Raw genomic sequence first — 21,570 nt, forward strand, 5'->3', positions numbered from 1 at the left:
TGCCAGCCGCCCTCAGAGCAGGTAGGATGTACGCCTATTTTACGGGTGGCATGGTTAATGAAATTCAAGGATCTTCGGGATTTCGTGCAGCAACTTGAGCAGCGCGGAGAGTTGAAACGTATCCAGATGCCGATTTCGCCGGTACTGGAAATGACTGAGATTTGCGACCGTACCCTGCGCAACAAGGGCCCGGCGCTGCTGTTCGAAAACCCGACCGGCTTTGACATCCCGGTGCTTGGCAACCTGTTCGGCACCCCCGAGCGTGTGGCCTTTGGCATGGGCGCCGAGTCGGTCAGCGAGCTGCGCGAGATCGGCAAGCTGCTGGCCTTCCTCAAGGAGCCGGAGCCGCCCAAGGGCTTGAAGGACGCCTGGTCGAAGCTGCCGATCTTCCGCAAGATCATTGCCATGGCGCCCAAGGTGGTCAAGGACGCGGTGTGCCAGGAAGTGGTCATCGAAGGCGACGACGTGGACTTGGCCATGCTGCCGGTGCAGACCTGCTGGCCCGGCGACGTCGGGCCGCTGATCACCTGGGGCCTGACCGTCACCAAGGGCCCGAACAAGGACCGCCAGAACCTCGGTATCTACCGCCAGCAAGTGATCGGCCGCAACAAGGTGATCATGCGCTGGCTGAGCCACCGTGGCGGCGCGCTGGACTTCCGCGAGTGGTGCGAAAAGCACCCCGGCAAACCGTTCCCGGTCTCCGTGGCCCTGGGCGCCGACCCGGCCACCATCCTTGGCGCCGTGACCCCGGTGCCCGACAGCTTGTCCGAGTACGCCTTCGCTGGCCTGCTGCGCGGCAACCGCACCGAGCTGGTGAAGTGCCGTGGCAACGACCTGCAAGTGCCGGCCACCGCCGAGATCATCCTCGAAGGCGTGATTCATCCGGGCGAAATGGCCGATGAAGGCCCGTACGGCGATCACACCGGCTACTACAACGAAGTCGACAGCTTCCCGGTGTTCACCGTCGAGCGCATCACCCACCGGGTCAAACCGATCTACCACAGCACCTACACCGGCCGTCCGCCGGATGAGCCGGCGATCCTCGGCGTGGCGCTCAACGAAGTGTTCGTGCCGATCCTGCAGAAGCAATTCCCGGAAATCACCGACTTCTACCTGCCGCCCGAAGGCTGTTCGTACCGCATGGCCGTCGTGACCATGAAAAAGTCGTACCCGGGCCACGCCAAGCGGGTAATGCTGGGTGTGTGGTCGTTTTTGCGACAGTTCATGTACACCAAGTTCGTTATCGTCACCGACGACGACATCAACGCCCGCGACTGGAACGACGTGATCTGGGCCATCACCACGCGCATGGACCCCAAGCGCGACACGGTGATGATCGACAACACGCCGATCGACTACCTCGACTTCGCCTCGCCGGTGTCGGGCCTGGGGTCGAAGATGGGCCTGGATGCCACCCACAAATGGCCGGGTGAAACCACCCGCGAGTGGGGCCGCGTGATCGTCAAGGATGAAGCCGTGACTGCCCGTGTCGATGCGATCTGGAAAGAATTGGGAATAGATTGATGCGTGTAACCCTGCAACCTTCCGGCGCCGTGCTGGAACTGGTCCCTGGCGAGCGAATCCTCGAAGGCGCGCGTCGCCTGGGTTATGAATGCCCCCAGGCTTGCCGCAATGGCGTGTGCCACGTGTGTGCGGCGCTGTTGGTGGAGGGCCGGGTGCAGCAGGCCGGTGAGGTGCGTGACCATGGCGAGTTCTACACCTGCATTGCCGAGCCGCTGGAAGATTGCATTGTGTTGTGGGATGGCGTGCTGGCGCCGGGAGAGTTGCCGTTGCGCAAGTTGTCGTGCCAATTGAGCGAATGCGTGGAAGTCGGTGGCGACGTGTGGCGCGTGCGCCTGCGGGCGCCGGCCGGCAAGGCGGTGCGCTATCACGCCGGGCAGTACCTGATGATCGAGCGGGACAACGGCGAGAAGTCCGCCTTCTCCCTGGCGTCCGCACCCCACGCCGGGCGCGAGCTGGAACTGCATGTGCTGGCCCGCGAGGACAGTGCCCGCAACCTGCTTGAGCAACTGCAGCGCAACCAGATGGCGCGCATCGAGCTGCCGTTTGGCGATACCCATTTGGCCGAGTTGCCGGACGGGCCCTTGGTGCTGATCGCTGCTGGCACGGGTATGGCGCAGATGCACAGCCTGATCGAACATTGCCGCGCCTCCGGCTTCAAGCACCCGGTGCACCTGTACTGGGGCGTGCGTCGTCCAGAAGATTTCTATGAGATCGAACACTGGGATCAATGGCTGCAACTGCCCAACCTGTTCCTGCACAAAGTGGTCAGTGACCTGTGCGGTTGGGAAGGGCGCTGCGGGTTGTTGCACGAAGCGGTGTGCGAAGACATCAGCGACCTCAAGGCTGTGCACGTCTATGCCAGCGGTTCGCCGGCGATGATCTACGGCACGCTGGACGCGCTGGTGGACGCCGGCATGGATGCACACCAGATGCGTGCCGACGTCTTCGCCTACGCCCCGCGCCCATAACTCACTGACGTACGCCGGTCAAAATGTGGGAGCGGGCTTGCTCGCGAAAGCGGTGGTTCAGTCAGCTTATGTGTGGCTGACACAATGCTTTCGCGAGCAAGCCCGCTCCCACATTAGACCGTGCTGTGTCAGTGTCAGAAGCGCACGCCAGTGGTCACCATCGCCGCATTGAACCCCAGCAACACCACCTCTGCCGCGACGGGCCCGTAATGCGCGCCGACCGACGGGATGATCACCGGCGCAACGCCGAAACGGTTCAACGGGATCTTGTCGCGGTATTCGCCACGATAGCCCTGGATCACTCCGCCTGTGAGTTTTAAATACACCGGGTAGTCAGCCATGTCGTAGCGCTTGCCTGCATAGGCGTAATACGAGCGCTGGCTGAATGAGTTGCGAAAGGTCGCCCCGCCAATCACCAGCCCCGACGCTTGATTGCGCTCCAGGCCGATCAGGTCCTGGTGGTTGTTGTGGTCGGGGTCGGGTGAAAAGTGCCGGGTGTAGAGGCTGGTCTGCGCGTACCAGAAGCCCTTGTCGTCATTGGCCGCAGGCATTTCGCCGGCGAGGGCCGCAGAGGCCTGGGCGAGGAACAGCAGGCCAGGCAGTGTGGATTTTTTCATGGGTGCGACCTCGATAGTCGGTTTGAAGGGCGGCTAGTTGGGTCGTGACAGGGGCGCTATTTTGACGGCTTGACGCCGGCCCAGGCTGAACCGGGGCTGAAAGTACCGGGATTGCCTGGGCCAATCCTGATGAGCGGACGCGGGCGCTTATGCTTTCGCTTATTCTTTTTGGGTATTTAATTTATTCAATAGATATCTTTAGGCTATATCGCAACGGACTACCGATTATCTGCCACTAACCAATAACTGACCGCCACCGCCCGCCAGCCGGATCGATCGTATGCATTCAGAGCATTGACGTTCTGACTTTTGATTCCAAGGGGAGCGGTATGGGGAGTTACAAGAAACACGCGCTGTACACGGCGATTTTGTCGGCCAATTTGCTGACCGCCGTGGGATTCAATCCAGCACAGGCGGCGGAAACAGCTGCGGCCGATGCACCTAAGCTCGATACGGTCATTGTCACCGGCACCCGCGCCCAAGAGCGCACGGCCAGTGCGTCGCTGTCGCCCATCGATGTGATCTCCGGCGACACCTTGCGCAGCACCGGCTCTGATGAACTGGGGGCGGTGTTGGCGCGGCTGATTCCTTCGATCAATTTCCCACGCCCGAGCCTGGTGGACGGCGCCGAACTGGTGCGTCCCGCGCAGTTGCGCGGCTTGTCGCCGGACCAGGTGCTGGTGCTGGTCAATGGCAAACGCCGCCACACCAGTGCGTTCGTCAACCTGGGTGGCGCGGTGGGCCGTGGCTCGGCGCCCGCCGATCTGAATGCGATCCCGCTGTCGGCGGTCGATCACATCGAAGTGCTGCGCGACGGCGCTTCTGCACGCTACGGTTCCGACGCGATTGCCGGTGTGATCAACGTGATCCTCAAGCATGACGACCATGGCGGTTCAGTTTCCACCAAGTTTGGCGAGTACAAGAAGGGTGATGGTATCCAGCGCAATCTCAGCGGCAATACCGGCTTTGCATTGGGCGACAACGGCTTTTTCAACCTCTCCGGCGAAGGTGCCGACAACGACTACACCAACCGCGCCGGCAATGACTTGCGGCCGGCGAGCGTCGGTTCGACCACCTATGGCCAGCGGGTCTTCCGCCAAGGCGAGCCGGCTACCAATGAAGGCAAACTGCAGTTCAACTCCGCCTACGCCTTCAACGACGGGCTGGAGTTTTACACCTTCGGCGGCTACAGCAAGCGCCGTGGCGAGACCGCCGCGTTCTATCGGGCCAGCAATGCCTCCAACAACATTGTGGCGCTCAACCCCAATGGCTACCTGCCCCTGATCAAGGGCAACCTGGAAGACACCTCGCTGGTAGTGGGCCTGCGCGGCCTGCTGGCCTACGACTGGCATTACGACCTGTCGGCGAACTACGGCAAAAACCAATATGCGCTGAGCACTGAAACCATCAACACCTCCCTGGGCCTGGCCACGCCGCGCAAGTTCGACAACGGCACCCTGAGCAACGACCAGAAGCAGGTGAGCCTGGACCTGTCCCGTGAATTCGACGTGGGCTTTTTGCCGTATCCGGTTTCCGTGGCGTTTGGCGGCGAGTACCTGCACCAGGGCTATGAAATCGAAGCGGGCGAACCGGCGTCCTACTATCAGACCGGCAGTTCGGGCCTGGGTGGTTTCCGGGATGCCGACGCCGGCAGCAGTTCGCGACATAACTGGGCCCAATACCTGGACCTCGAAACCAACTTCACCGAAAAACTCAGCGCGTCGGCCGCCGTGCGGCATGAGGATTACAGCGACTTCGGTTCCAACGTCAGCGGTTCGCTGTCGGCACGCTACGACTTCACCCCACAAGTGGCCTTGCGCGGCAGTATTTCCAACGGCTTCCGCGCGCCGTCCCTGGCCCAGCAGAACTTTGCCTACACGTCGTCGCAGTTGATTGGTAGCACCATCCAGGAAGCCGGCACGTTCCCAGCCAACAGCAGAGTGGCCCGTTTGCTCGGCGCCGAAGACTTGAAGGCCGAGAAATCGCGCAACTACAGCCTCGGCCTGGTGCTGGAACCGGCGGATGACCTGACCGTGACGGTGGATGTGTACCGTATCGACATCCGCGATCGCATCAGCCTGTCCTCCAACCTGAACCTCAACCCGGCGACCATTGCCTACCTGCAAGCCAATGGGGTCGGCAACATCAACTACACCAGCGCCCGTTACTTCACCAACGCCACCGACACCAGCACTGATGGCGTCGACCTGGTCGCCAATTATCGCTACCAGTTCGACAACGGCATCCGCTGGAACAGCACCGTGGGCTACAACTACAACCACACCAAGGTCACGGACGTGAAGGCCAACCCGGCCATCCTCGACAGCCTGGGCGCCAACCTGGTGCGGGTCGATCGTCGCGAGCGCATCGGTTTGCTGGGCGATACCACGCCACAGCACAAGCTGAGCCTGGGCAACGACTTCACGTTCGGCAATTGGGCGCTGCACAGCAACCTGGTGCGCTATGGTGAATTCACCAGTTATCAGGCGGACAAGGTCAACGACCAGACCTTCAAGGCTGCGTGGGTGTTGGACCTGTCGGCGGACTACAAGCTCAAGAACTGGACCTTCACCCTGGGCGGCGACAACGTCACCGACAAATACCCGGAAAAGGTCAATGCTTTTGCCAGCAGCGGCGGCAACCTCGCCTATAGCACTTTTTCGCCGTACGGTTACAGCGGCGCGTTCTATTACGGTAAAGTTGCCTATAACTGGTAGTACGCAGGAGACCTAAGCGATTCGCCATGACCGTTATTGAAACCGATCTCTCGCATTTGGCTTACCCTCCGCGGCTCGACCTTGGGCCGCAACTCACTCACGAACAGTTGATGAGCTCGATGCAGGCCACCATGGCGCGGCATAAGGGTGGGCCGGTCTGGCTATTCGCTTACGGTTCTTTGATCTGGCGCCCGGAATGCTCGTCCACCGAGCGAGTGCGGGCCCGGGTCCACGGTTATCACCGGGGGTTGTACCTGTGGTCCCAGGAGCATCGGGGTACGCCGGAGTTGCCGGGGCTGGTCTTTGGCCTGGATCGCGGCGGTTCCTGCAGCGGGTTTGCCTACCGCTTGCCGGAAGACCAACTGGAGGCTTCGCTGTACGCCTTGTGGTGCCGCGAAATGCCCTATCCCTCCTACCGGCCACACTGGCTCAGTTGCCGTCTTGAAGATGGCAGCCAGGTGCAGGCATTGGGGTTTGTCCTGGAGCGGCATCTGCCGAGCTACGCCGGCAACCTGCCCGATATCGTGCTCAACCATGTGCTACAGAGCGCTTGCGGGCGTTACGGCACGACTCGCGATTATGTCGAGCAGACCGTCAACGCCCTGCGTAGCCACGCCATGCCAGATAAAAACCTGGAGGCGCGGCTCAAGCGTTGTGCCAAGGGTTGCTCAGGCGGTAGCTGACCGCGCCTCGCTGACACTGTTGGTGTGCCACAGCGTTGGGATGAGGAACGCGATGGCCAACAGGCACGCGCCCACCAGCAACACGAACCCGCCATTCCAACCGAAATGGTCCACGGTGTAGCCCATGGCTGCACTCGCTGCCACCGAACCGCCCAGGTAACCGAACAGGCCTGTGAAGCCCGCCGCCGTACCGGCCGCTTTTTTCGGCGCCAGTTCCAGGGCCTGCAGGCCGATCAGCATCACCGGGCCGTAGATCAGGAAGCCGATGGAGAACAGCGCGATCATGTCGATGGTCGGGTTGCCCGGTGGGTTGAGCCAATAGACCAGGGTTGCCACGGTCACCAGCGCCATGAACACCACGCCGGTCAGGCCACGGTTGCCACGGAAGATCTTGTCCGACATCCAGCCGCACAACAGCGTGCCCGGAATACCCGCCCACTCGTAAAAGAAGTACGCCCACGAGGTTTTATCCACGTCGAAGTGCTTGGCTTCCTTGAGGTAGGTCGGCGCCCAGTCCAGCACGCCATAGCGCAGCAGGTAGACGAAGACGTTGGCGAAGGCGATGTACCACAGCATTTTGTTGCGCAGCACGTACTTGACGAAGATTTCCTTGGCGCTGAACTCTTCTTCGTGGCTGGCGTTGTAGCCTTCCGGGTAGTCGTTCTTGTACTGCTCGATCGGCGGCAGGCCTACCGATTGCGGAGTATCGCGCATGGTGATGAAGGCAAACGCTGCCACCAGCAGGGCCACGGTGGCCGGTACGTAGAATGCTGCGTGCCAGTCGTTGAACCAGGCCATGCCCAGCAGGAACAGCGGGCCGATCAGGCCTCCGCCGACGTTGTGCGCCACGTTCCACACCGACACCACGCCGCCGCGTTCTTTCTGCGACCACCAGTGCACCATGGTGCGCCCACTTGGAGGCCAGCCCATGCCTTGGGCCCAGCCGTTGATGAACAGCAAAATGAACATCATGGTCACGCTGGACGTTGCCCAAGGTGCGAAACCGAAAATGAACATCACCCCCGCCGACACCAGCAGGCCGAAGGTCAGGAAGTAGCGTGGGTTGGAGCGGTCGGACACCAGGCCCATCAGGAACTTGGACAAGCCGTAGGCAATGGCGATGGCCGACATGGCCAGGCCCAGTTCACCGCGGGTGTAACCCTCGTCGATCAAGTAGGGCATGGCCAGGGAGAAGTTCTTGCGCAGCAGGTAGTACCCGGCATAGCCGAAGAAGATACCGGCGAAGATCTGCCAACGCAGCCGTCGGTAGGTACTGTCTATTTTTTCTTCAGGCAGGGGCGCCTGGTGTGCGGCAGGTCGAAAGAAAGCAAACATTCAAGAGCTCCAAATTTCTTGTTTTGACTGCGGATGCGAATGTTACAGTTTCGTTACCGAAAATAGCATCGCCTCTTATCTGCAAACACAGGAAATGAGAGCAATCGCATGTTCTCTTACGAACATGTCGCAAATGGATAAGTGTGGGTCGTGATTGGGTTCTTGAAGGTGTTGGAGAACAAATGTGGGAGCTGGCTTGCCTGCGATAGCGATCTATCAGCAGAGAATGTGTTGGCTGACCCACCGCTATCGCAGGCAAGCCAGCTCCCACAGGGATTGCATTTCAGGTCCGTTAGCGAGTCTGGACGACCACTTTGCCCACAGCTCGGCGCTGCCCCAGGTCATTGATCGCTTGGGCGGCCTGTTCCAGCGGGTATACCTGTGACACCAATGGCTTGAGCTTGCCCTCGGCATACCACGTGAACAGTTGTTGAAAGTTCGCCGCATTGTCCTGCGGCTGGCGCTGGGCGAAAGAGCCCCAGAACACGCCGACCACGGATGCGCCTTTGAGCAGCGCCAGGTTCACCGGCAACTCGGGAATCCGCCCGCTGGCAAACCCCACCACCAGCAGGCGGCCGTTCCAGGCGATGGCGCGGACAGCCTGGTCGAACAGGTCACCACCCACCGGGTCGTAGATCACATCGACGCCGTTGCCATCGGTCAGGCGCTTGATTTCGTCCTTGAGGCTGGTTTCGCTGTAGTTGATCAGCTCATCGGCGCCGGCCGCCTTGGCCACGGCCAGCTTGTCGGCGCTGCTGGCGGCGGCGATTACCCGGGCGCCCATGGCCTTGCCGATTTCCACGGCGGCCAGGCCCACGCCGCCCGAGGCGCCGAGTACCAACAGGGTTTCGCCGGGCTGCAGGTCGGCGCGTTGTTTCAGGGCATGCATGGAGGTGCCGTAGGTCATGCTGAACGCAGCGGCGGTGTTGAAATCCATGCTCGGCGGAATCGGCAGCACGTTGTAGCCCGGTACTGCGACCTGCTCGGCGAAGCTGCCCCAGCCAGTCAGGGCCATGACGCGGTCGCCGGCCTTGAGGTGACTGACCTTCTCACCCACTTCACTGACCACGCCTGCCGCTTCGCCGCCCGGTGAAAACGGGAAGGGTGGCTTGAACTGGTATTTGCCCTCGATGATCAGCGTGTCCGGGAAGTTGACCCCGGCGGCGTGCACGTCCAGCAGGATTTCGTTCTTCTTGATCGCCGGGCTGGCGACCTCTTCCAGCACCAGGGTTTCGGCGGGGCCGAAGGCTTTGCAGAGCACAGCTTTCATCGGGCTATTCCTTTTGGCATCGTGGCCGATAAGTGTAGGAGGGTACGCTCGTGGGTCAACGAGCATGCCCGGGCCTGATAAGCCGCCATAAGCTTGTGCTCAGCCTTGCTAGCGTTATGCTACCCGGCAACCGAATTCGAGGAATGAACTGTGAAAGCGTGGATCCTGTTGATGCTGGCCCTGACCTTGCCGATGGCAGCCCAGGCCGAAGAAGCGAAAGAAGGGGAGGCGCCGAAGGTCAGCTATATCAGCCTGACCCCGCCGTTCGTGGGCAACTACGGGCTGGACGGTACGGCCAAACTCAAGGTGTACAAGGCCGACATCGCCCTGCGTGTGACCGGGCCAGAAGCCGCCGCTGCAGTCAAAGCCAATGATGCGCTGATCCGCAACCAGTTGGTGGCGCTGTTCACCCAGCAGACCAACGACACCATGAGCAGTGTCGAAGGCAAAGAGAAGCTGCGCCAGGAAGCCTTGAAGCAGACTCAGCAGGTGATGAGCGATGAAACCGGCAAGCCGGTGGTGGAAGACCTGCTGTTCAACAACCTGATCATCCAGTAACGCTTCACCGCAAACCGATCACCGCCGCCCATTGTTCGGCGGTTACCGGCATTACCGAAAGCCGACTGCCTTTTTGTACCAATGGCAGTTCGGCGAGGGCGGCCTGCTGTTTCAGGTAGCCCAGGCCGAGCACGTTGGGAAAGGTTTCGACGTGGGCCACGTTGATTGCGCTCCACGGGTTCTTCTCCGGGGTTGCCTTGGCGTCGAAGTAGTGGCTTTCGTGTTCAAGCGCGGTGGGATCTGGATACGCCGCCTCGACGATTTTGCCGATGCCGGCAATGCCAGGTTCGGGGCAGCTGGAGTGATAGAAGAAAAACTCGTCGCCCACCGCCATGGCGCGCAGGAAATTGCGCGCCTGGTAGTTGCGCACCCCGTCCCAGCGGGCTTCGCCCAGCTTTTCCAGGCCCCTGATCGAGAGTTCGTCGGGCTCTGATTTCATCAGCCAGTAGGCCATTTTGGGGCTCCTGAAAAAGGCGTTGGGCAAGTTGTCTGGCAATTTTATGACAAACCGACAGTCGGTTGGCGCCAAGGTTTGCGTGTTGGTTCACGTTACCGCAGAATGCCGGGATTTTAAGCTTGACGCAGCTGCAACGGACTACTTTGGAACGTTGTTGTCATCGTGTACGAGGTGCCTGAAGGGGGGCAATCGATGCAACGTAAACCGGATTTACTATGGATTTTGGTTATTTTGTTTGGTCTGGGCGTCGTGACCACCGGGTATGCGCAAAGCTTGTGGTCGAACAAGAGCGATGCGCCCGTTGAGCTGGCTCAACAGCAGCCGCAACCGTTCAAGCGTTAACACTGCTTCAAGGCGTCGCTGGTTCCAGCGGCGTTCCCGCAACATACCATTGCTTATCGGTGACAGTGCCTGCCAATGGCACGTCCCAGCTTGCCTGTGCCAGGCGATCAACCTTCTGACATTCATGGGCCAGGCCCAGCAATGTCGGCTTGCGCCAGTGTTGTCGGCGAGCGAGGTAAGCCAGGCTGCGGTCATAGAATCCGCCGCCCATGCCCAGGCGACCGCCAGCATCATCGAACCCCACCAGCGGCAGCAATACCAGGTCCAGCGCCCAGACCTGACGTTGGTGTTTGGCATTCACCCGTGGCTCAAGAATACGGAAGCGGTTGGGCGATAACTTATCCCCAGGCCGCACACGCTGAAACACCATCTTGGTCCGTGGCCAGGCGCTGAGCACCGGCAGGTAGGTGGCTTTGCCCCGGCGTTGGGCGGCGCGCAGCAGCAGGCGCGGATCGATTTCACCGTCCGTCGGTAGATACAAGGAAATGTGTTTGGCCCGGCGAAACAGCGGTTGCTGTGCCAGTTGCCGATACAGGCCGTGAGCGGCCTTGCGCTGCTCGCTCGGCGTGAGGGCGCGACGGGCTTTGCGCAACATGCGTCGAAGTTGCGGACGGGAAAGCGGCGCAGGTTCGGTCATGGTTTTCGGCTCATAAAACAATGCCAGTCCGAAGACTGGCATTGAGTTTGGGAATTCAGGCTCCCCGACAGAGCCGCTGTCGACTTAGCCCTTGAACCCGAAAGTTCAAGGTGGAAGATGCAGTAGGCTTTAAGGCTTTCCGTCTAGCGGACATGCACACCAGCCCAACGTGCAACTTCCAGGGTAGTGCGAATCGGCTCAGGGACATCGCCGACTGGCAAACACGCCAGGGAGTGGGGCGAGTATACCTTAAACAGCCTCGGCAATCAGCCCTTGGGTGCGTCTGAATCGCTGGAAAGCACCAGATCGACACGCTCCAGCAGGTCGCGCACCTGCTCACGCGTCGAGCCGCTGGCCTGCACGTCAGGCCGTTCCTGCTTGTGCAGCAGGTCGTGGGTGATATTCAACGCGGCCATCACGGCGATGCGGTCGGCACCGATCACTTTGCCGCTGCTGCGGATTTCACGCATCTTGCCATCCAGGTAACGGGCGGCGCTCACCAGGTTGTTGCGCTCTTCCTGGGGGCAGATGATCGAATATTCTTTGTCGAGGATCTGCACGGTTACGCTATTGCTTGAACTCATGAGTCTTGCTCCAGGGCCTTCAGGCGCGAAATCATCGATTCGACCTTACGCCGGGCGATTTCGTTTTTTTCAATGAGGTGAGCGCGTTCCTCGCGCCAGGTCTTTTCCTGAGCTAATAGGAGTCCGTTTTGACTCTTAAGTTGCTCGACCCGATCAATTAGCAGTTCGAGTCTGGCCATCAGCGCTTGCAGGTCGGTGTCTTCCATTGGGTTCCACTGGATTTGTCTGATGAATGGCAACTTCAGGATAAACGATCTGACGCCCTCGATAGTCTTGGTACGTCTGCCGGTGCTAGGATACAGCGCTCCATTCTAGACATTGCGCCGTCTGGCGCCTAGCTCACCATGCCCATTCAGAACTCCCCGTATGACGCTTTTTCCAAACTGCTGAGCACCAGCGGCCACCCATGCTCGCCTGCCGAGCTGCACGGCGTGTTGCTGGGCCGCAGCTGCACCGGTGTCGGCTTCGATGCCGACAACTGGCTGGCCGATGTGGCCGAACTGCTGGAGAAAGAGCCCGAAGACAACGTGCGCAACGCGCTGATCGGCCTGCAGGAAATGGTCAAGGGCGAGCTGACCGGTGACGACGTCACCGTGGTTCTGCTGCTGCCGACCGACGACGCGCCGCTCACCGAACGTGCCGCCGCCCTGGGCCAATGGTGCCAAGGTTTCCTCCACGGTTTCGGCGTGAATGCCGGCGGCCTGGAGTTGAGCACCGACGCACAGGAAGTGTTGCAGGATTTGGCAGCGATCTCCCAGGTGCAAGATGCCCTGGAAGAATCCGAAGACGGTGAAAGCGACTATATGGAAGTGATGGAATACCTGCGCGTCGCGCCGCTGTTGCTGTTCACCGAGACCAAAAAGTCCGCTGAGCCGGCTGCGCCCAAGCCGTCGCTTCACTAAGAAAGGAAGCCCATCTGCCCATGATTCATATCCCCAGAGCGGAATACACCCGGCGCCGCAAGGCGCTCATGGCGCAGATGGAACCCAACAGCATCGCGATCCTGCCAGCCGCCGCCGTGGCGATCCGCAATCGTGATGTCGAACACGTGTATCGCCAGGACAGCGACTTCCAGTACCTCAGCGGCTTCCCCGAGCCCGAGGCGGTGATCGTGCTGATGCCCGGTCGCCAGCACGGCGAGTACGTGCTGTTCTGCCGCGAACGCAATGCCGAACGCGAACTGTGGGACGGCCTGCGCGCCGGCACCGAAGGCGCGATCCGTGACTTTGGCGCCGACGACGCATTCCCTATTACCGATATCGACGACATCCTGCCCGGCCTGATCGAAGGCCGCGACCGGGTGTATTCGGCCATGGGCAGCAACGCCGAGTTCGACCGCCACCTGATGGAGTGGATCAACGTGATCCGCTCCAAAGCGCACCTCGGCGCCCAGCCGCCGAACGAATTCGTTGCCCTGGATCATCTGCTGCACGACATGCGCCTGTATAAATCGGCGGCAGAAGTGAAGGTGATGCGCGAAGCCGCGCGCATCTCCTGCGCGGCGCATGTGCGGGCCATGCAGGCCAGCCGCGCCGGTTTGCATGAGTTCAGCCTGGAAGCCGAGCTGGATTACGAGTTCCGCAAGGGCGGCGCGAAAATGCCGGCTTATGGCTCCATCGTTGCCGCCGGGCGCAACAGCTGCATCCTGCATTACCAGCAGAATGATGCAGTGCTCAAGGACGGCGACCTGGTGCTGATCGACGCCGGTTGCGAGATCGACTGCTATGCCAGCGACATCACCCGCACCTGGCCGGTCAATGGCAAGTTTTCGCCGGAACAGAAGGCGATCTACGAGATTGTGCTGGCTTCCCAGGAAGCCGCGTTTGCCGAGATCGCCCCGGACAAGCATTGGAACCAGGCGCACGAGGCGACCGTCCAGGTGATCACTGCCGGGCTGGTGAAGCTGGGCTTGCTGCAGGGTGACGTCGACGAGTTGATCGCCAGCGAAGCCTACAAGGCTTTCTATATGCACCGCGCCGGCCATTGGCTGGGCATGGATGTGCATGATGTGGGCGAGTACAAGGTAGGCGGTGAGTGGCGCGTGTTGGAAGTGGGCATGGCGTTGACCGTGGAGCCGGGGATCTACATTTCACCGGACAACCAGAACGTGGCAAAGAAATGGCGTGGCATTGGCGTACGCATCGAGGACGACGTGGTAGTGACCAAGCAAGGCTGTGAAATTCTGACCGGTGGCGTACCCAAGGCGGTTGCCGAGATCGAAGCGCTGATGGCAGCTGCCCGATGAGCAGGGTCAACCTCGCCATCATCGGCGGCGGCCTGGTGGGTGCCAGCCTGGCGCTGGCATTGCAGGCCGGGGCCAAGGCGCGCGGCTGGAAGATCGTACTGATCGAACCCTTCGCACCCGGTGACAGTTATCAGCCGAGCTACGACGCACGGTCCTCGGCACTCTCATTTGGCGCCCGCCAGATTTACCAGCGCCTGGGCCTGTGGCAGGAAATTTCCCGGCGTGCCGAGCCGATCAAGCAGATTCACGTGTCGGACCGTGGGCGCTTCTCCACCGCACGGTTGACCGCGCAGGAGGAGGGCGTACCGGCCCTGGGTTACGTCGTGGAAAATGCCTGGCTGGGCCAATGCCTGTGGCAAGGCCTGGACAAGGACGTGGTCAGTTGGCGTTGCCCGGCCGAAGTCACGCGCATGGAGCCGCTGCCCGATGGCTACCGCCTGACCCTCAACGATGAAACCGTGTTGGAATGCGACCTGGCGGTACTCGCCGACGGCGGTCGTTCTGGCCTGCGCGAGCAACTGGGTATCGGCGTGAAGACCCGCCCTTACAACCAGAGCGCATTGATCGCCAACATCACCCCAAGCGAAGCCCATAACGGCGAAGCCTTCGAGCGTTTCACCGATGAAGGCCCGATGGCCCTGCTGCCGCTGCCGGACAACCGTTGCGCGCTGGTCTGGACCCGCATCGGCATGGACGCCCAGCGCCTGGCCAACCTCGACGAGCGAGCCTTCCTCAGCGAACTGCAGGGCGTGTTCGGCTACCGCCTGGGCACCTTGAAGCAAGTCGGAGCCCGCCACCTGTACCCGTTGACCCTGGTCGAGGCCGAAGAACAAGTACGCTCGCACCTGGCCATCCTCGGCAACGCTGCCCACAGCCTGCACCCGATTGCCGGGCAAGGCTTCAACCTGTCCCTGCGCGATGCGAATGCCCTGGCCGAGGCCTTGCTGGCCGGGCCTGCGGTGCCGGGCGACCTGGCGACCTTGCAGGGCTACCTTGAGCGCCAGCGCCTGGACCAGAAAATGACCGTGGGTTTTTCTGACCAGGTCACGCGCCTGTTCGGCAGCGCGCAACCGCTGGTGGCGTTGGGTCGCAACCTGGGCCTGCTGGGCCTGGACTTGCTGCCACCGGCCAAACGCTGGTTCGCCCGTCAGGCCATGGGCCTGGGCACGCGTCCGGATGCGTAACTGGCTGACCCGGCGCCTGGGCAAGGCGCGGTTGTTGCGGCTGTTCCTGACCCTGTACCCGCCGTACCTCGGCGCGGGCGTTCGGGTGCAGGCGTTGAGCGCGGATTTTCGACATGCCAAGGTGCGCATGGGCCTGGGCTGGTACAACCGTAACTATGTCGGCACGCAGTTCGGCGGCAGCCTGTATTCGATGGTCGACCCGTTCTACATGCTGCTGTTGATGGAGAACCTGGGCCGCGACTACATCGTCTGGGACAAGGCCGCGAGCATCGATTTCATTTCGCCGGGCAAAGGCCCGGTGTATGCCGAGTTCTCCATCGACGACGCGTTGCTCGATGAGATTCGCCGGCAGACCGAGGGTGGAGAGAAGTACCTGCCCCACCTCAAGGTACAGATTCATGACGGCTCCGGCACCCTGGTGGCGCGGGTCGACAAAACCCTTTACGTGCGGCGCAAGCCGCCAGCGAGACAGGCTTAAAGCATGGACATGCGCGCAGATGTGCTGATTGTCGGGGCCGGAATGGTCGGGAGCGCCCTGGCGCTGGCGTTGCAGGGCAGTGGCCTGCAGGTGCTGCTGCTCGACGGCAGCCCGCTGAGCGTCAAGCCATTCGACCGCCAGGCCGCATTCGAACCGCGCGTGAGCGCCTTGTCGGCCGCCAGCCAGCGTATTCTGGAGCGCCTGGGCGTGTGGGACGGCATCGTCTCGCGTCGCGCCAGCCCTTACGGCGAGATGCAAGTGTGGGACGGCAGTGGCACCGGGCAGATCCACTTTTCGGCGGCCAGCGTGCATGCCGAGGTGCTCGGGCATATCGTCGAGAACCGTGTGGTGCAGGACGCTTTGCTCGACCGCCTGCACGATTGCGACCTGGGCCTGCTGGCCAATGCACGCCTGGAGCAGATGCGTCGCTCCGGCGATGACTGGTTGCTGACCCTGGCCGACGGCCGCACATTGCGCGCACCCCTGGTGATTGCCGCCGATGGTGCCAACTCCGCCGTGCGCCGCCTGACCGGCACCGCGACCCGCGAGTGGGATTACCTGCACAACGCTATCGTCACCAGCGTGCGCAGCAGCCAGCCGCATCAGCGCACGGCCTGGCAACGCTTTACCGACACCGGCCCACTGGCGTTTTTGCCGTTGGTGCGCGATGGGCAAGAGGATTGGTGCTCGATCGTCTGGTCCACCACGCCGGCTGAATCCGAGCGCTTGATGGCGCTGAATGATGAAGGCTTCTGTCGTGAGCTGGAGCGCGCCTTTGAGGGGCGGTTGGGAACAGTGATCAGCGCCGACCCGCGCGTTTGTGTGCCATTGCGTCAGCGTCATGCCAAGCGCTATGTGGCCGAAGGCCTGGCATTGATCGGCGACGCGGCCCACGTGATCCATCCGCTGGCCGGGCAGGGCGTGAACCTGGGCTTTCTCGACGCGGCGACCTTGGCTGAGGTGCTGCTCTCGGCGGCTGAACGCGGCGAACGCCTGGCGGATGTGAAAGTGCTGAGTCGCTACGAGCGCCGGCGCATGCCCCACAACCTGGCCTTGATGGCGGCGATGGAAGGTTTCGAGCGACTGTTCCAGGCCGACCAACTGCCGCTGCGCTGGTTGCGCAACGCCGGCTTGAAGATGGTCGACCAGATGCCCGAAGCCAAGGCCGTCTTCGTACGCCAAGCGCTCGGCCTAAGCGGCGACCTCCCCGACCTCGCCCAACCCTGATTTGAAATACACCCTCCTGTGGGAGCGGGCTTGCTCGCGAAAGCGGAGTGTCAGCCACTGAATGTGTTGCTGATGTACCGCTTTCGCGAGCAAGCCCGCTCCCACAAGGGAAGTCAGTCTCCGCACAAACTGTTATGCAACATCTGGTAACGCCTCCACCAAGCGCCACCAAATGTGAGTCCTTATCATTTGCCCACTTTTTGCAAATGAGAGACCGCACCCATGTTGGCACCCAAGCGCCTCCTGACTGCCCTGGCACTCACCCTCATCGGCAGCACCTCCGTGCAGGCAGCCGACGAAGTCGTGGTCTACTCCTCACGCATCGACGAACTGATCAAGCCGGTGTTCGATGCCTACACCCAGAAGACCGGCGTTCAGGTGAAGTTCATCACCGACAAGGAAGCCCCGCTGATGCAGCGCATCAAGGCCGAGGGCGAAAATGCCACTGCCGACCTGCTGCTCACCGTGGATGCGGGCAACCTGTGGCAGGCCGAGCAGATGGGCATCCTGCAACCGTTCACGTCGGCCGTGATCGACAAGAACATCCCTCTGCAATACCGCTCTTCGAACCATGCCTGGACCGGCTTGAGCCTGCGTGCGCGGACCATCGCCTATTCCACCGACCGGGTGAAACCGGGTGACCTCACCACTTACGAAGCGCTGGCCGACAAACAGTGGGAAGGCCGCCTGTGCCTGCGCACGGCGAAAAAGGTCTACAACCAGTCGCTGACCGCCACCCTGATCGAAACCCATGGCGCGGCCAAGACCGAAGAAATCGTGAAGGGTTGGGTCAACAACCTGTCCACCGATGTATTTTCCGATGACATCGCGGTGCTTGAGGCGATCAACGCCGGGCAATGCGACGTAGGCATCGTCAACACCTACTACTACGGCCGCCTGCACAAGCAGAACCCGAACCTGGCGGTGAAGCTGTTCTGGCCGAACCAGGGCGACCGTGGCGTGCACGTGAACCTGTCGGGCATCGGCCTGACCAAGCACGCGCCACACCCGGAAGCTGCCAAGGCGCTGGTGGAGTGGATGACCACGGCTGAAGCCCAGAAGATCTTTGCCGATGTGAACCAGGAATTTCCGGCCAACCCGGCCGTGCCGCCGTCGGCCGAAGTGGCGACCTGGGGCAAGTTCGTGGCGGACACCCTGCCGGTGGAAGTGGCGGGCAAACGCCAGGCTGAGGCCATCCGCTTGATGGATCGCGCCGGCTGGAACTAAGTACAATCTGCAGGGCACTGCAGTGCTGAATGTGGGAGCGGGCTTGCTCGCGAAGGCGTCGTGTCAGTCGATACATGTGTGACTGATACACCGCCTTCGCGAGCAAGCCCGCTCCCACATTTGGATTGTGGTGACATCCTGATATCTATTCACTGAGAACTGACTTTGGCTCACCCCGCCCAACGCCGCTGGTACCTGCCGGTCTTCACCGCCGCCGCCCTGGTGCTGCTGCCGCTGAGTGTGCTGTTGCTGTCCTGGCAAAGTATCGATGCGCAAATCTGGTCCCACCTCTGGGACACCCAGATGCCGCGCCTGCTGGGCAACACCCTGACGTTGGTACTTGGCGTCGGCGTCGGTGTGACCCTCCTCGGCGTGAGCCTGGCCTGGCTCACCAGCCTTTGCGAATTCCCCGGGCGACGCTGGCTCGATTGGGCGCTGATGCTGCCGTTCGCCATCCCGGCCTATGTGCTGGCGTTTGTCTTCGTCGGCCTGCTGGATTTTGCCGGCCCCGTGCAAACCCTGCTGCGCGAATGGTTCGGCACAGGCCTGCGCCTGCCACGGGTGCGCTCCACCAGTGGCGTGATCATCGTGCTGGTGCTGGTGTTTTACCCCTATGTCTACCTGCTGGCGCGCACGGCGTTCCTGGCCCAGGGCAAAGGCTTGATGGAAGCGGCACGGGTGCTCGGGCAATCACCGTGGCGAGCGTTCTGGCACGTGGCCTTGCCCATGGCGCGACCCGCCATCGGAGCTGGCGTGGCCTTGGCCCTGATGGAGACTCTGGCGGATTTCGGCGCGGTCTCGGTGTTCAATTTCGATACGTTCACCACGGCGATCTACAAGACCTGGTACGGCTTTTTCAGCCTGTCGAGTGCGGCGCAGTTGGCCAGCCTGCTGCTGCTGGTGGTGATGCTGGTGCTCTATGGCGAGCGCCGTGCACGAGGAGCCAGCCGGCCGAGCAACGAGCGGCCACGGGGCAAGGCGTTGTATCACCTGCGCGGGTTCAAGGCCGCTGCCGCGAGCACCTGGTGCGGCCTGGTGTTCGCCTGCGCCTTTATCATCCCGATGGTGCAATTGGTCGCCTGGTTCTGGCAGCGCGGCAGGTTCGATCTGGATGAGCGCTATTCGGGCCTGATCCTTCACACCCTGTACCTGGGCGGCATCGCCGCGCTGATCACGGTCAGCGTGGCGTTGATACTGGCCTTTGCCAACCGGCTGGCACCGACCCGGGCGATCCGCTCCGGTATCAGCCTGGCCAACGTCGGCTATGCGTTGCCGGGCTCGGTGCTGGCGGTGTCGATCATGCTGGCGTTCAGTTACCTGGACCGTGAGCTGGTGGTGCCGCTTTCCGGTTGGCTCGGTGGTGCAGGCAAGCCGCTGTTACTGGGCAGCCTGTCGGCGCTGGTACTGGCGTATCTGGTGCGCTTCCTGGCGGTGGCCTATGGGCCGCTGGAAAACAGCCTGGCGCGCATCCGGCCGTCATTACCGGAAGCCGCGCGCAGCCTTGGCGTGAGCGGGCCACGACTGTTTTGCAAAGTGTATCTGCCGTTATTGCTGCCGGGGACCCTGAGCGCCGCGTTGCTGGTGTTCGTGGACGTGCTCAAGGAAATGCCCGCCACCTTGCTGATGCGCCCATTCGGCTGGGACACCTTGGCGGTTCGTATCTTTGAAATGACCAGCGAAGGCGAGTGGGCAAGGGCTTCGCTGCCGGCGTTGACGCTGGTGTTGGTGGGCCTGTTGCCAGTGATCGGGCTGATCCGTCGCTCCGCACGGCAAATCGGTTAGGTGCCAGTCCTACGGCTTGCGGCTACAATGCGCGGCATTCGGTGCGGTCCGTCTTTCGGATCGAGTCGCTGTGTGTGGCTGCGGGCCTTGTAATTCAAGGTCTCCAGCGCAAATGGCAACTCTGCGCACCTTCGCCAAGCCCGGAAGGAGAAACCCATGGGACAGCGTACGCCTCTGTATGACCTGCATCTCGCCCTCGGCGCGAAAATGGTCGATTTTGGCGGTTGGGATATGCCTCTGCATTACGGCTCGCAAGTTGAAGAGCACCATCAGGTGCGACGCGACTGCGGGGTGTTCGATGTATCTCATATGACCGTGATCGATATCACAGGCCCCCAGGCCAAGGAATGGCTCCAGCACTTGCTGGCCAATGATGTGGATCGTTTGCATGGCTGCGGCCGTGCGCTCTACAGCGCCATGCTCAACGAGCGGGGCGGCGTGGTGGACGACATGATCGTCTACCGAACCGACGACGGTTACCGGCTGGTGGTCAACGCGGCCACCCGCGACCAGGACATGGCCTGGATGCAGGCGCAACTGGGCAGCTACCAGGTGCAACTGCATGAGCGGCCCGAATTGGCCATGCTCGCCATTCAAGGCCCTCACGCCCGGCAGAAGATTGCCGAGCTGGTCACCCAATCGCGCAGCACCTTGATCCACCAGCTCAAGCCTTTCGAAGGCCAGGCCGACGGCGACTGGTTTATTGCCCGCACGGGCTATACCGGCGAAGACGGCCTGGAAATTGTACTGCCTGCCGATCAGGCCCCTGGTTTTTTCAACGACCTGGTGGGGGCTGGCATTTCACCTATCGGCCTTGGCGCGCGCGACACCCTGCGCCTGGAGGCCGGTATGAATCTGTACGGCCAGGACATTCACCAGGACGTGTCGCCGCTGGCGGCGAACATGGCCTGGAGCATTGCCTGGGAACCCGCCGAGCGAGACTTCATTGGTCGTGCCGCGCTGGAAGCGGAAAAAGCGGCCGGGGTGCGGTTCAAACTGGTGGGGCTGGTACTGGAAGAGCGCGGGGTTTTACGTGCCCACCAGGTGGTTCGTATCGCCAATGTTGGCGAAGGGGAGATCACCAGTGGTAGTTTCTCTCCTACGCTGAGCAAATCCATTGCCCTGGCGCGCGTACCGACGGCAACTGCCGATCGGGCCGAAGTGGAAATCCGCGGCAAGTGGTACCCGGTTCGAGTGGTCAAACCGACCTTCGTGCGCCATGGCAAAACCTTGATCTAACCTATTTCCGGCAGGCCAAAGGCCGCTGACATTTCTTCTTGAGGACACAGACTATGAGCGATATCCCTGCCGACCTGCGTTTTGCCGAAAGTCACGAATGGGCCCGTCTGGAAGCTGACGGCACAGTGACCGTCGGTATCTCCGACCATGCCCAGGAAGCGTTGGGTGACGTGGTGTTCGTTGAGCTGACCGAAGTCGGCAACGTGTTTGCCGCAGCTGACCAGGCGGGTGTGGTTGAATCGGTGAAAGCCGCGTCGGATATCTACTCGCCAATCGCTGGCGAAGTGATTGCGGTGAACGAAGCCCTGAGCGGTGAGCCAGAGCTGTTGAACTCCGATCCTTACGGTGCGTGGATCTTCAAGCTCAAGCCGAGTAACCCGGCTGACCTGGAAAAACTGCTGGATGCGGCTGGCTACAAAGCCGCCATCGGCGAGTAACACCGCAATCTACTGTAGGAGCCGGCTTGCCGGCGATGGCGGCCTCAGGTTCGCTGCAA

Annotated in this window: 22 protein-coding genes and 1 other RNA gene; 15 read left to right on the top strand and 8 right to left on the bottom strand. The window is 61.7% G+C overall.

Going from position 1 to position 21,570, the window contains the following annotated elements:
* Positions 1 to 57 precede the first annotated feature (57 nt).
* Both ubiD and HX803_RS08055 read left to right on the top strand, forming a co-directional pair.
* On the top strand, positions 58 to 1,524 hold the full coding sequence (gene ubiD, locus HX803_RS08050) for a 4-hydroxy-3-polyprenylbenzoate decarboxylase (RefSeq protein ID WP_178919946.1): 1,467 nt from the start codon (positions 58 to 60) through the stop codon (positions 1,522 to 1,524).
* Positions 1,524 to 2,492, top strand: coding sequence for a CDP-6-deoxy-delta-3,4-glucoseen reductase (locus HX803_RS08055; RefSeq protein ID WP_178919947.1), 969 nt, complete (start codon positions 1,524 to 1,526; stop codon positions 2,490 to 2,492). Before ubiD ends, HX803_RS08055 begins: the two co-directional genes overlap by 1 nt.
* A 134-nt stretch (positions 2,493 to 2,626) precedes the next feature.
* On the opposite strand, the gene HX803_RS08060 is transcribed toward HX803_RS08055, so the two are convergent.
* A complete protein-coding gene (locus tag HX803_RS08060; protein WP_178919948.1) occupies positions 2,627 to 3,109 on the bottom strand; it encodes a sn-glycerol-3-phosphate transporter in 483 nt (160 codons plus the stop codon).
* Positions 3,110 to 3,438: 329 nt separating this feature from the next.
* Here HX803_RS08060 and HX803_RS08065 point away from each other — a divergent pair, with 329 nt between their 5' ends.
* Positions 3,439 to 5,826, top strand: a complete 2,388-nt coding sequence (locus HX803_RS08065; protein ID WP_178919949.1) for a TonB-dependent siderophore receptor — start codon at positions 3,439 to 3,441, stop codon at positions 5,824 to 5,826.
* A 26-nt stretch (positions 5,827 to 5,852) separates the two neighbouring features.
* Entirely contained in the window at positions 5,853 to 6,509 is a 657-nt protein-coding gene (locus HX803_RS08070) for a gamma-glutamylcyclotransferase (RefSeq protein WP_178919950.1), read from the top strand.
* Here HX803_RS08070 and glpT read toward each other — a convergent pair.
* Positions 6,495 to 7,844, bottom strand: coding sequence for a glycerol-3-phosphate transporter (gene glpT / locus HX803_RS08075; RefSeq protein ID WP_176996867.1), 1,350 nt, complete (start codon positions 7,842 to 7,844; stop codon positions 6,495 to 6,497). The two genes, HX803_RS08070 and glpT, sit on opposite strands and share 15 nt — an antisense overlap.
* Positions 7,845 to 8,136: 292 nt before the next feature.
* Complete coding sequence (locus HX803_RS08080) at positions 8,137 to 9,114, bottom strand: NADPH:quinone oxidoreductase family protein (protein WP_178919951.1); 978 nt, start codon at positions 9,112 to 9,114, stop codon at positions 8,137 to 8,139.
* 150 nt (positions 9,115 to 9,264) lie between these two features.
* Between HX803_RS08080 and HX803_RS08085 the strand changes: the two genes are divergently transcribed.
* Entirely contained in the window at positions 9,265 to 9,672 is a 408-nt protein-coding gene (locus tag HX803_RS08085) for a flagellar basal body-associated protein FliL (protein ID WP_178919952.1), read from the top strand.
* A gap of 4 nt (positions 9,673 to 9,676) precedes the next feature.
* Here HX803_RS08085 and HX803_RS08090 read toward each other — a convergent pair whose 3' ends face one another.
* On the bottom strand, positions 9,677 to 10,126 hold the full coding sequence (locus HX803_RS08090; RefSeq protein ID WP_178919953.1) for an EVE domain-containing protein: 450 nt from the start codon (positions 10,124 to 10,126) through the stop codon (positions 9,677 to 9,679).
* Between the two features lie 195 nt (positions 10,127 to 10,321).
* On the opposite strand from HX803_RS08090, the gene HX803_RS08095 reads away from it, so the two are divergent.
* A complete protein-coding gene (locus HX803_RS08095; protein WP_178919954.1) occupies positions 10,322 to 10,471 on the top strand; it encodes a hypothetical protein in 150 nt (49 codons plus the stop codon).
* A 7-nt stretch (positions 10,472 to 10,478) separates the two neighbouring features.
* Here HX803_RS08095 and HX803_RS08100 read toward each other — a convergent pair whose 3' ends face one another.
* From HX803_RS08100 to HX803_RS08115, 4 genes are all read right to left on the bottom strand, one after another.
* Entirely contained in the window at positions 10,479 to 11,108 is a 630-nt protein-coding gene (locus HX803_RS08100; RefSeq protein ID WP_176996906.1) for a 5-formyltetrahydrofolate cyclo-ligase, read from the bottom strand.
* 57 nt (positions 11,109 to 11,165) lie between these two features.
* A non-coding RNA gene (gene ssrS / locus HX803_RS08105) (6S RNA) lies at positions 11,166 to 11,344 on the bottom strand.
* A 30-nt stretch (positions 11,345 to 11,374) separates the two neighbouring features.
* Positions 11,375 to 11,692, bottom strand: a complete 318-nt coding sequence (locus tag HX803_RS08110; RefSeq protein WP_003176812.1) for a cell division protein ZapA — start codon at positions 11,690 to 11,692, stop codon at positions 11,375 to 11,377.
* Complete coding sequence (locus HX803_RS08115; protein WP_003177365.1) at positions 11,689 to 11,898, bottom strand: TIGR02449 family protein; 210 nt, start codon at positions 11,896 to 11,898, stop codon at positions 11,689 to 11,691. Before HX803_RS08115 ends, HX803_RS08110 begins: the two co-directional genes overlap by 4 nt.
* Before the next feature lie 138 nt (positions 11,899 to 12,036).
* Between HX803_RS08115 and HX803_RS08120 the strand changes: the two genes are divergently transcribed.
* From HX803_RS08120 to gcvH, 9 genes are all read left to right on the top strand, one after another.
* Positions 12,037 to 12,594: a YecA family protein gene (locus HX803_RS08120; RefSeq protein WP_176996862.1), complete on the top strand. Its 558-nt coding sequence runs from the start codon at positions 12,037 to 12,039 to the stop codon at positions 12,592 to 12,594.
* 20 nt (positions 12,595 to 12,614) lie between these two features.
* The gene (gene pepP, locus HX803_RS08125; RefSeq protein WP_176996861.1) at positions 12,615 to 13,937 is read left to right on the top strand and encodes a Xaa-Pro aminopeptidase; all 1,323 of its coding nucleotides are present in this window, start codon (positions 12,615 to 12,617) and stop codon (positions 13,935 to 13,937) included.
* Positions 13,934 to 15,121 (top strand): 2-octaprenyl-6-methoxyphenyl hydroxylase, encoded by a 1,188-nt coding sequence (gene ubiH, locus HX803_RS08130; protein ID WP_178919955.1) that lies wholly within the window; start codon positions 13,934 to 13,936, stop codon positions 15,119 to 15,121. Before pepP ends, ubiH begins: the two co-directional genes overlap by 4 nt.
* Positions 15,114 to 15,599, top strand: a complete 486-nt coding sequence (locus tag HX803_RS08135; protein ID WP_178919956.1) for a DUF4442 domain-containing protein — start codon at positions 15,114 to 15,116, stop codon at positions 15,597 to 15,599. Before ubiH ends, HX803_RS08135 begins: the two co-directional genes overlap by 8 nt.
* A 9-nt stretch (positions 15,600 to 15,608) precedes the next feature.
* Positions 15,609 to 16,826 (top strand): 2-octaprenyl-3-methyl-6-methoxy-1,4-benzoquinol hydroxylase, encoded by a 1,218-nt coding sequence (locus HX803_RS08140; protein ID WP_178920098.1) that lies wholly within the window; start codon positions 15,609 to 15,611, stop codon positions 16,824 to 16,826.
* A 222-nt stretch (positions 16,827 to 17,048) separates the two neighbouring features.
* On the top strand, positions 17,049 to 18,053 hold the full coding sequence (locus HX803_RS08145) for an extracellular solute-binding protein (RefSeq protein ID WP_178919957.1): 1,005 nt from the start codon (positions 17,049 to 17,051) through the stop codon (positions 18,051 to 18,053).
* Positions 18,054 to 18,218: 165 nt separating this feature from the next.
* The gene (locus HX803_RS08150; RefSeq protein ID WP_178919958.1) at positions 18,219 to 19,835 is read left to right on the top strand and encodes an iron ABC transporter permease; all 1,617 of its coding nucleotides are present in this window, start codon (positions 18,219 to 18,221) and stop codon (positions 19,833 to 19,835) included.
* Positions 19,836 to 19,991: 156 nt separating this feature from the next.
* Complete coding sequence (gene gcvT / locus HX803_RS08155; RefSeq protein ID WP_178919959.1) at positions 19,992 to 21,074, top strand: glycine cleavage system aminomethyltransferase GcvT; 1,083 nt, start codon at positions 19,992 to 19,994, stop codon at positions 21,072 to 21,074.
* Between the two features lie 53 nt (positions 21,075 to 21,127).
* Complete coding sequence (gene gcvH, locus HX803_RS08160; RefSeq protein WP_178919960.1) at positions 21,128 to 21,511, top strand: glycine cleavage system protein GcvH; 384 nt, start codon at positions 21,128 to 21,130, stop codon at positions 21,509 to 21,511.
* Positions 21,512 to 21,570: the final 59 nt, after the last annotated feature.

Origin of the sequence: Pseudomonas sp. P7548, from assembly GCF_013386585.1 — a bacterium.
Lineage (GTDB): Bacteria > Pseudomonadota > Gammaproteobacteria > Pseudomonadales > Pseudomonadaceae > Aquipseudomonas.

What these genes read in the sequence shown, in the direction of transcription:
- HX803_RS08070 (WP_178919950.1), top strand. Translation starts at nt 5,853, where the DNA reads ATGACCGTTATTGAAACCGATCTCTCGCATTTGGCTTACCCTCCGCGG.
- ubiD (WP_178919946.1), top strand. Translation starts at nt 58, where the DNA reads ATGAAATTCAAGGATCTTCGGGATTTCGTGCAGCAACTTGAGCAGCGC.
- HX803_RS08060 (WP_178919948.1), bottom strand. Translation starts at nt 3,109, where the DNA reads ATGAAAAAATCCACACTGCCTGGCCTGCTGTTCCTCGCCCAGGCCTCT.
- HX803_RS08145 (WP_178919957.1), top strand. Translation starts at nt 17,049, where the DNA reads ATGTTGGCACCCAAGCGCCTCCTGACTGCCCTGGCACTCACCCTCATC.
- ubiH (WP_178919955.1), top strand. Translation starts at nt 13,934, where the DNA reads ATGAGCAGGGTCAACCTCGCCATCATCGGCGGCGGCCTGGTGGGTGCC.
- pepP (WP_176996861.1), top strand. Translation starts at nt 12,615, where the DNA reads ATGATTCATATCCCCAGAGCGGAATACACCCGGCGCCGCAAGGCGCTC.
- glpT (WP_176996867.1), bottom strand. Translation starts at nt 7,844, where the DNA reads ATGTTTGCTTTCTTTCGACCTGCCGCACACCAGGCGCCCCTGCCTGAA.
- HX803_RS08065 (WP_178919949.1), top strand. Translation starts at nt 3,439, where the DNA reads ATGGGGAGTTACAAGAAACACGCGCTGTACACGGCGATTTTGTCGGCC.
- HX803_RS08080 (WP_178919951.1), bottom strand. Translation starts at nt 9,114, where the DNA reads ATGAAAGCTGTGCTCTGCAAAGCCTTCGGCCCCGCCGAAACCCTGGTG.
- HX803_RS08100 (WP_176996906.1), bottom strand. Translation starts at nt 11,108, where the DNA reads ATGACCGAACCTGCGCCGCTTTCCCGTCCGCAACTTCGACGCATGTTG.
- gcvH (WP_178919960.1), top strand. Translation starts at nt 21,128, where the DNA reads ATGAGCGATATCCCTGCCGACCTGCGTTTTGCCGAAAGTCACGAATGG.
- HX803_RS08095 (WP_178919954.1), top strand. Translation starts at nt 10,322, where the DNA reads ATGCAACGTAAACCGGATTTACTATGGATTTTGGTTATTTTGTTTGGT.
- gcvT (WP_178919959.1), top strand. Translation starts at nt 19,992, where the DNA reads ATGGGACAGCGTACGCCTCTGTATGACCTGCATCTCGCCCTCGGCGCG.
- HX803_RS08140 (WP_178920098.1), top strand. Translation starts at nt 15,609, where the DNA reads ATGCGCGCAGATGTGCTGATTGTCGGGGCCGGAATGGTCGGGAGCGCC.
- HX803_RS08115 (WP_003177365.1), bottom strand. Translation starts at nt 11,898, where the DNA reads ATGGAAGACACCGACCTGCAAGCGCTGATGGCCAGACTCGAACTGCTA.
- HX803_RS08110 (WP_003176812.1), bottom strand. Translation starts at nt 11,692, where the DNA reads ATGAGTTCAAGCAATAGCGTAACCGTGCAGATCCTCGACAAAGAATAT.
- HX803_RS08055 (WP_178919947.1), top strand. Translation starts at nt 1,524, where the DNA reads ATGCGTGTAACCCTGCAACCTTCCGGCGCCGTGCTGGAACTGGTCCCT.
- HX803_RS08090 (WP_178919953.1), bottom strand. Translation starts at nt 10,126, where the DNA reads ATGGCCTACTGGCTGATGAAATCAGAGCCCGACGAACTCTCGATCAGG.
- HX803_RS08135 (WP_178919956.1), top strand. Translation starts at nt 15,114, where the DNA reads ATGCGTAACTGGCTGACCCGGCGCCTGGGCAAGGCGCGGTTGTTGCGG.
- HX803_RS08120 (WP_176996862.1), top strand. Translation starts at nt 12,037, where the DNA reads ATGCCCATTCAGAACTCCCCGTATGACGCTTTTTCCAAACTGCTGAGC.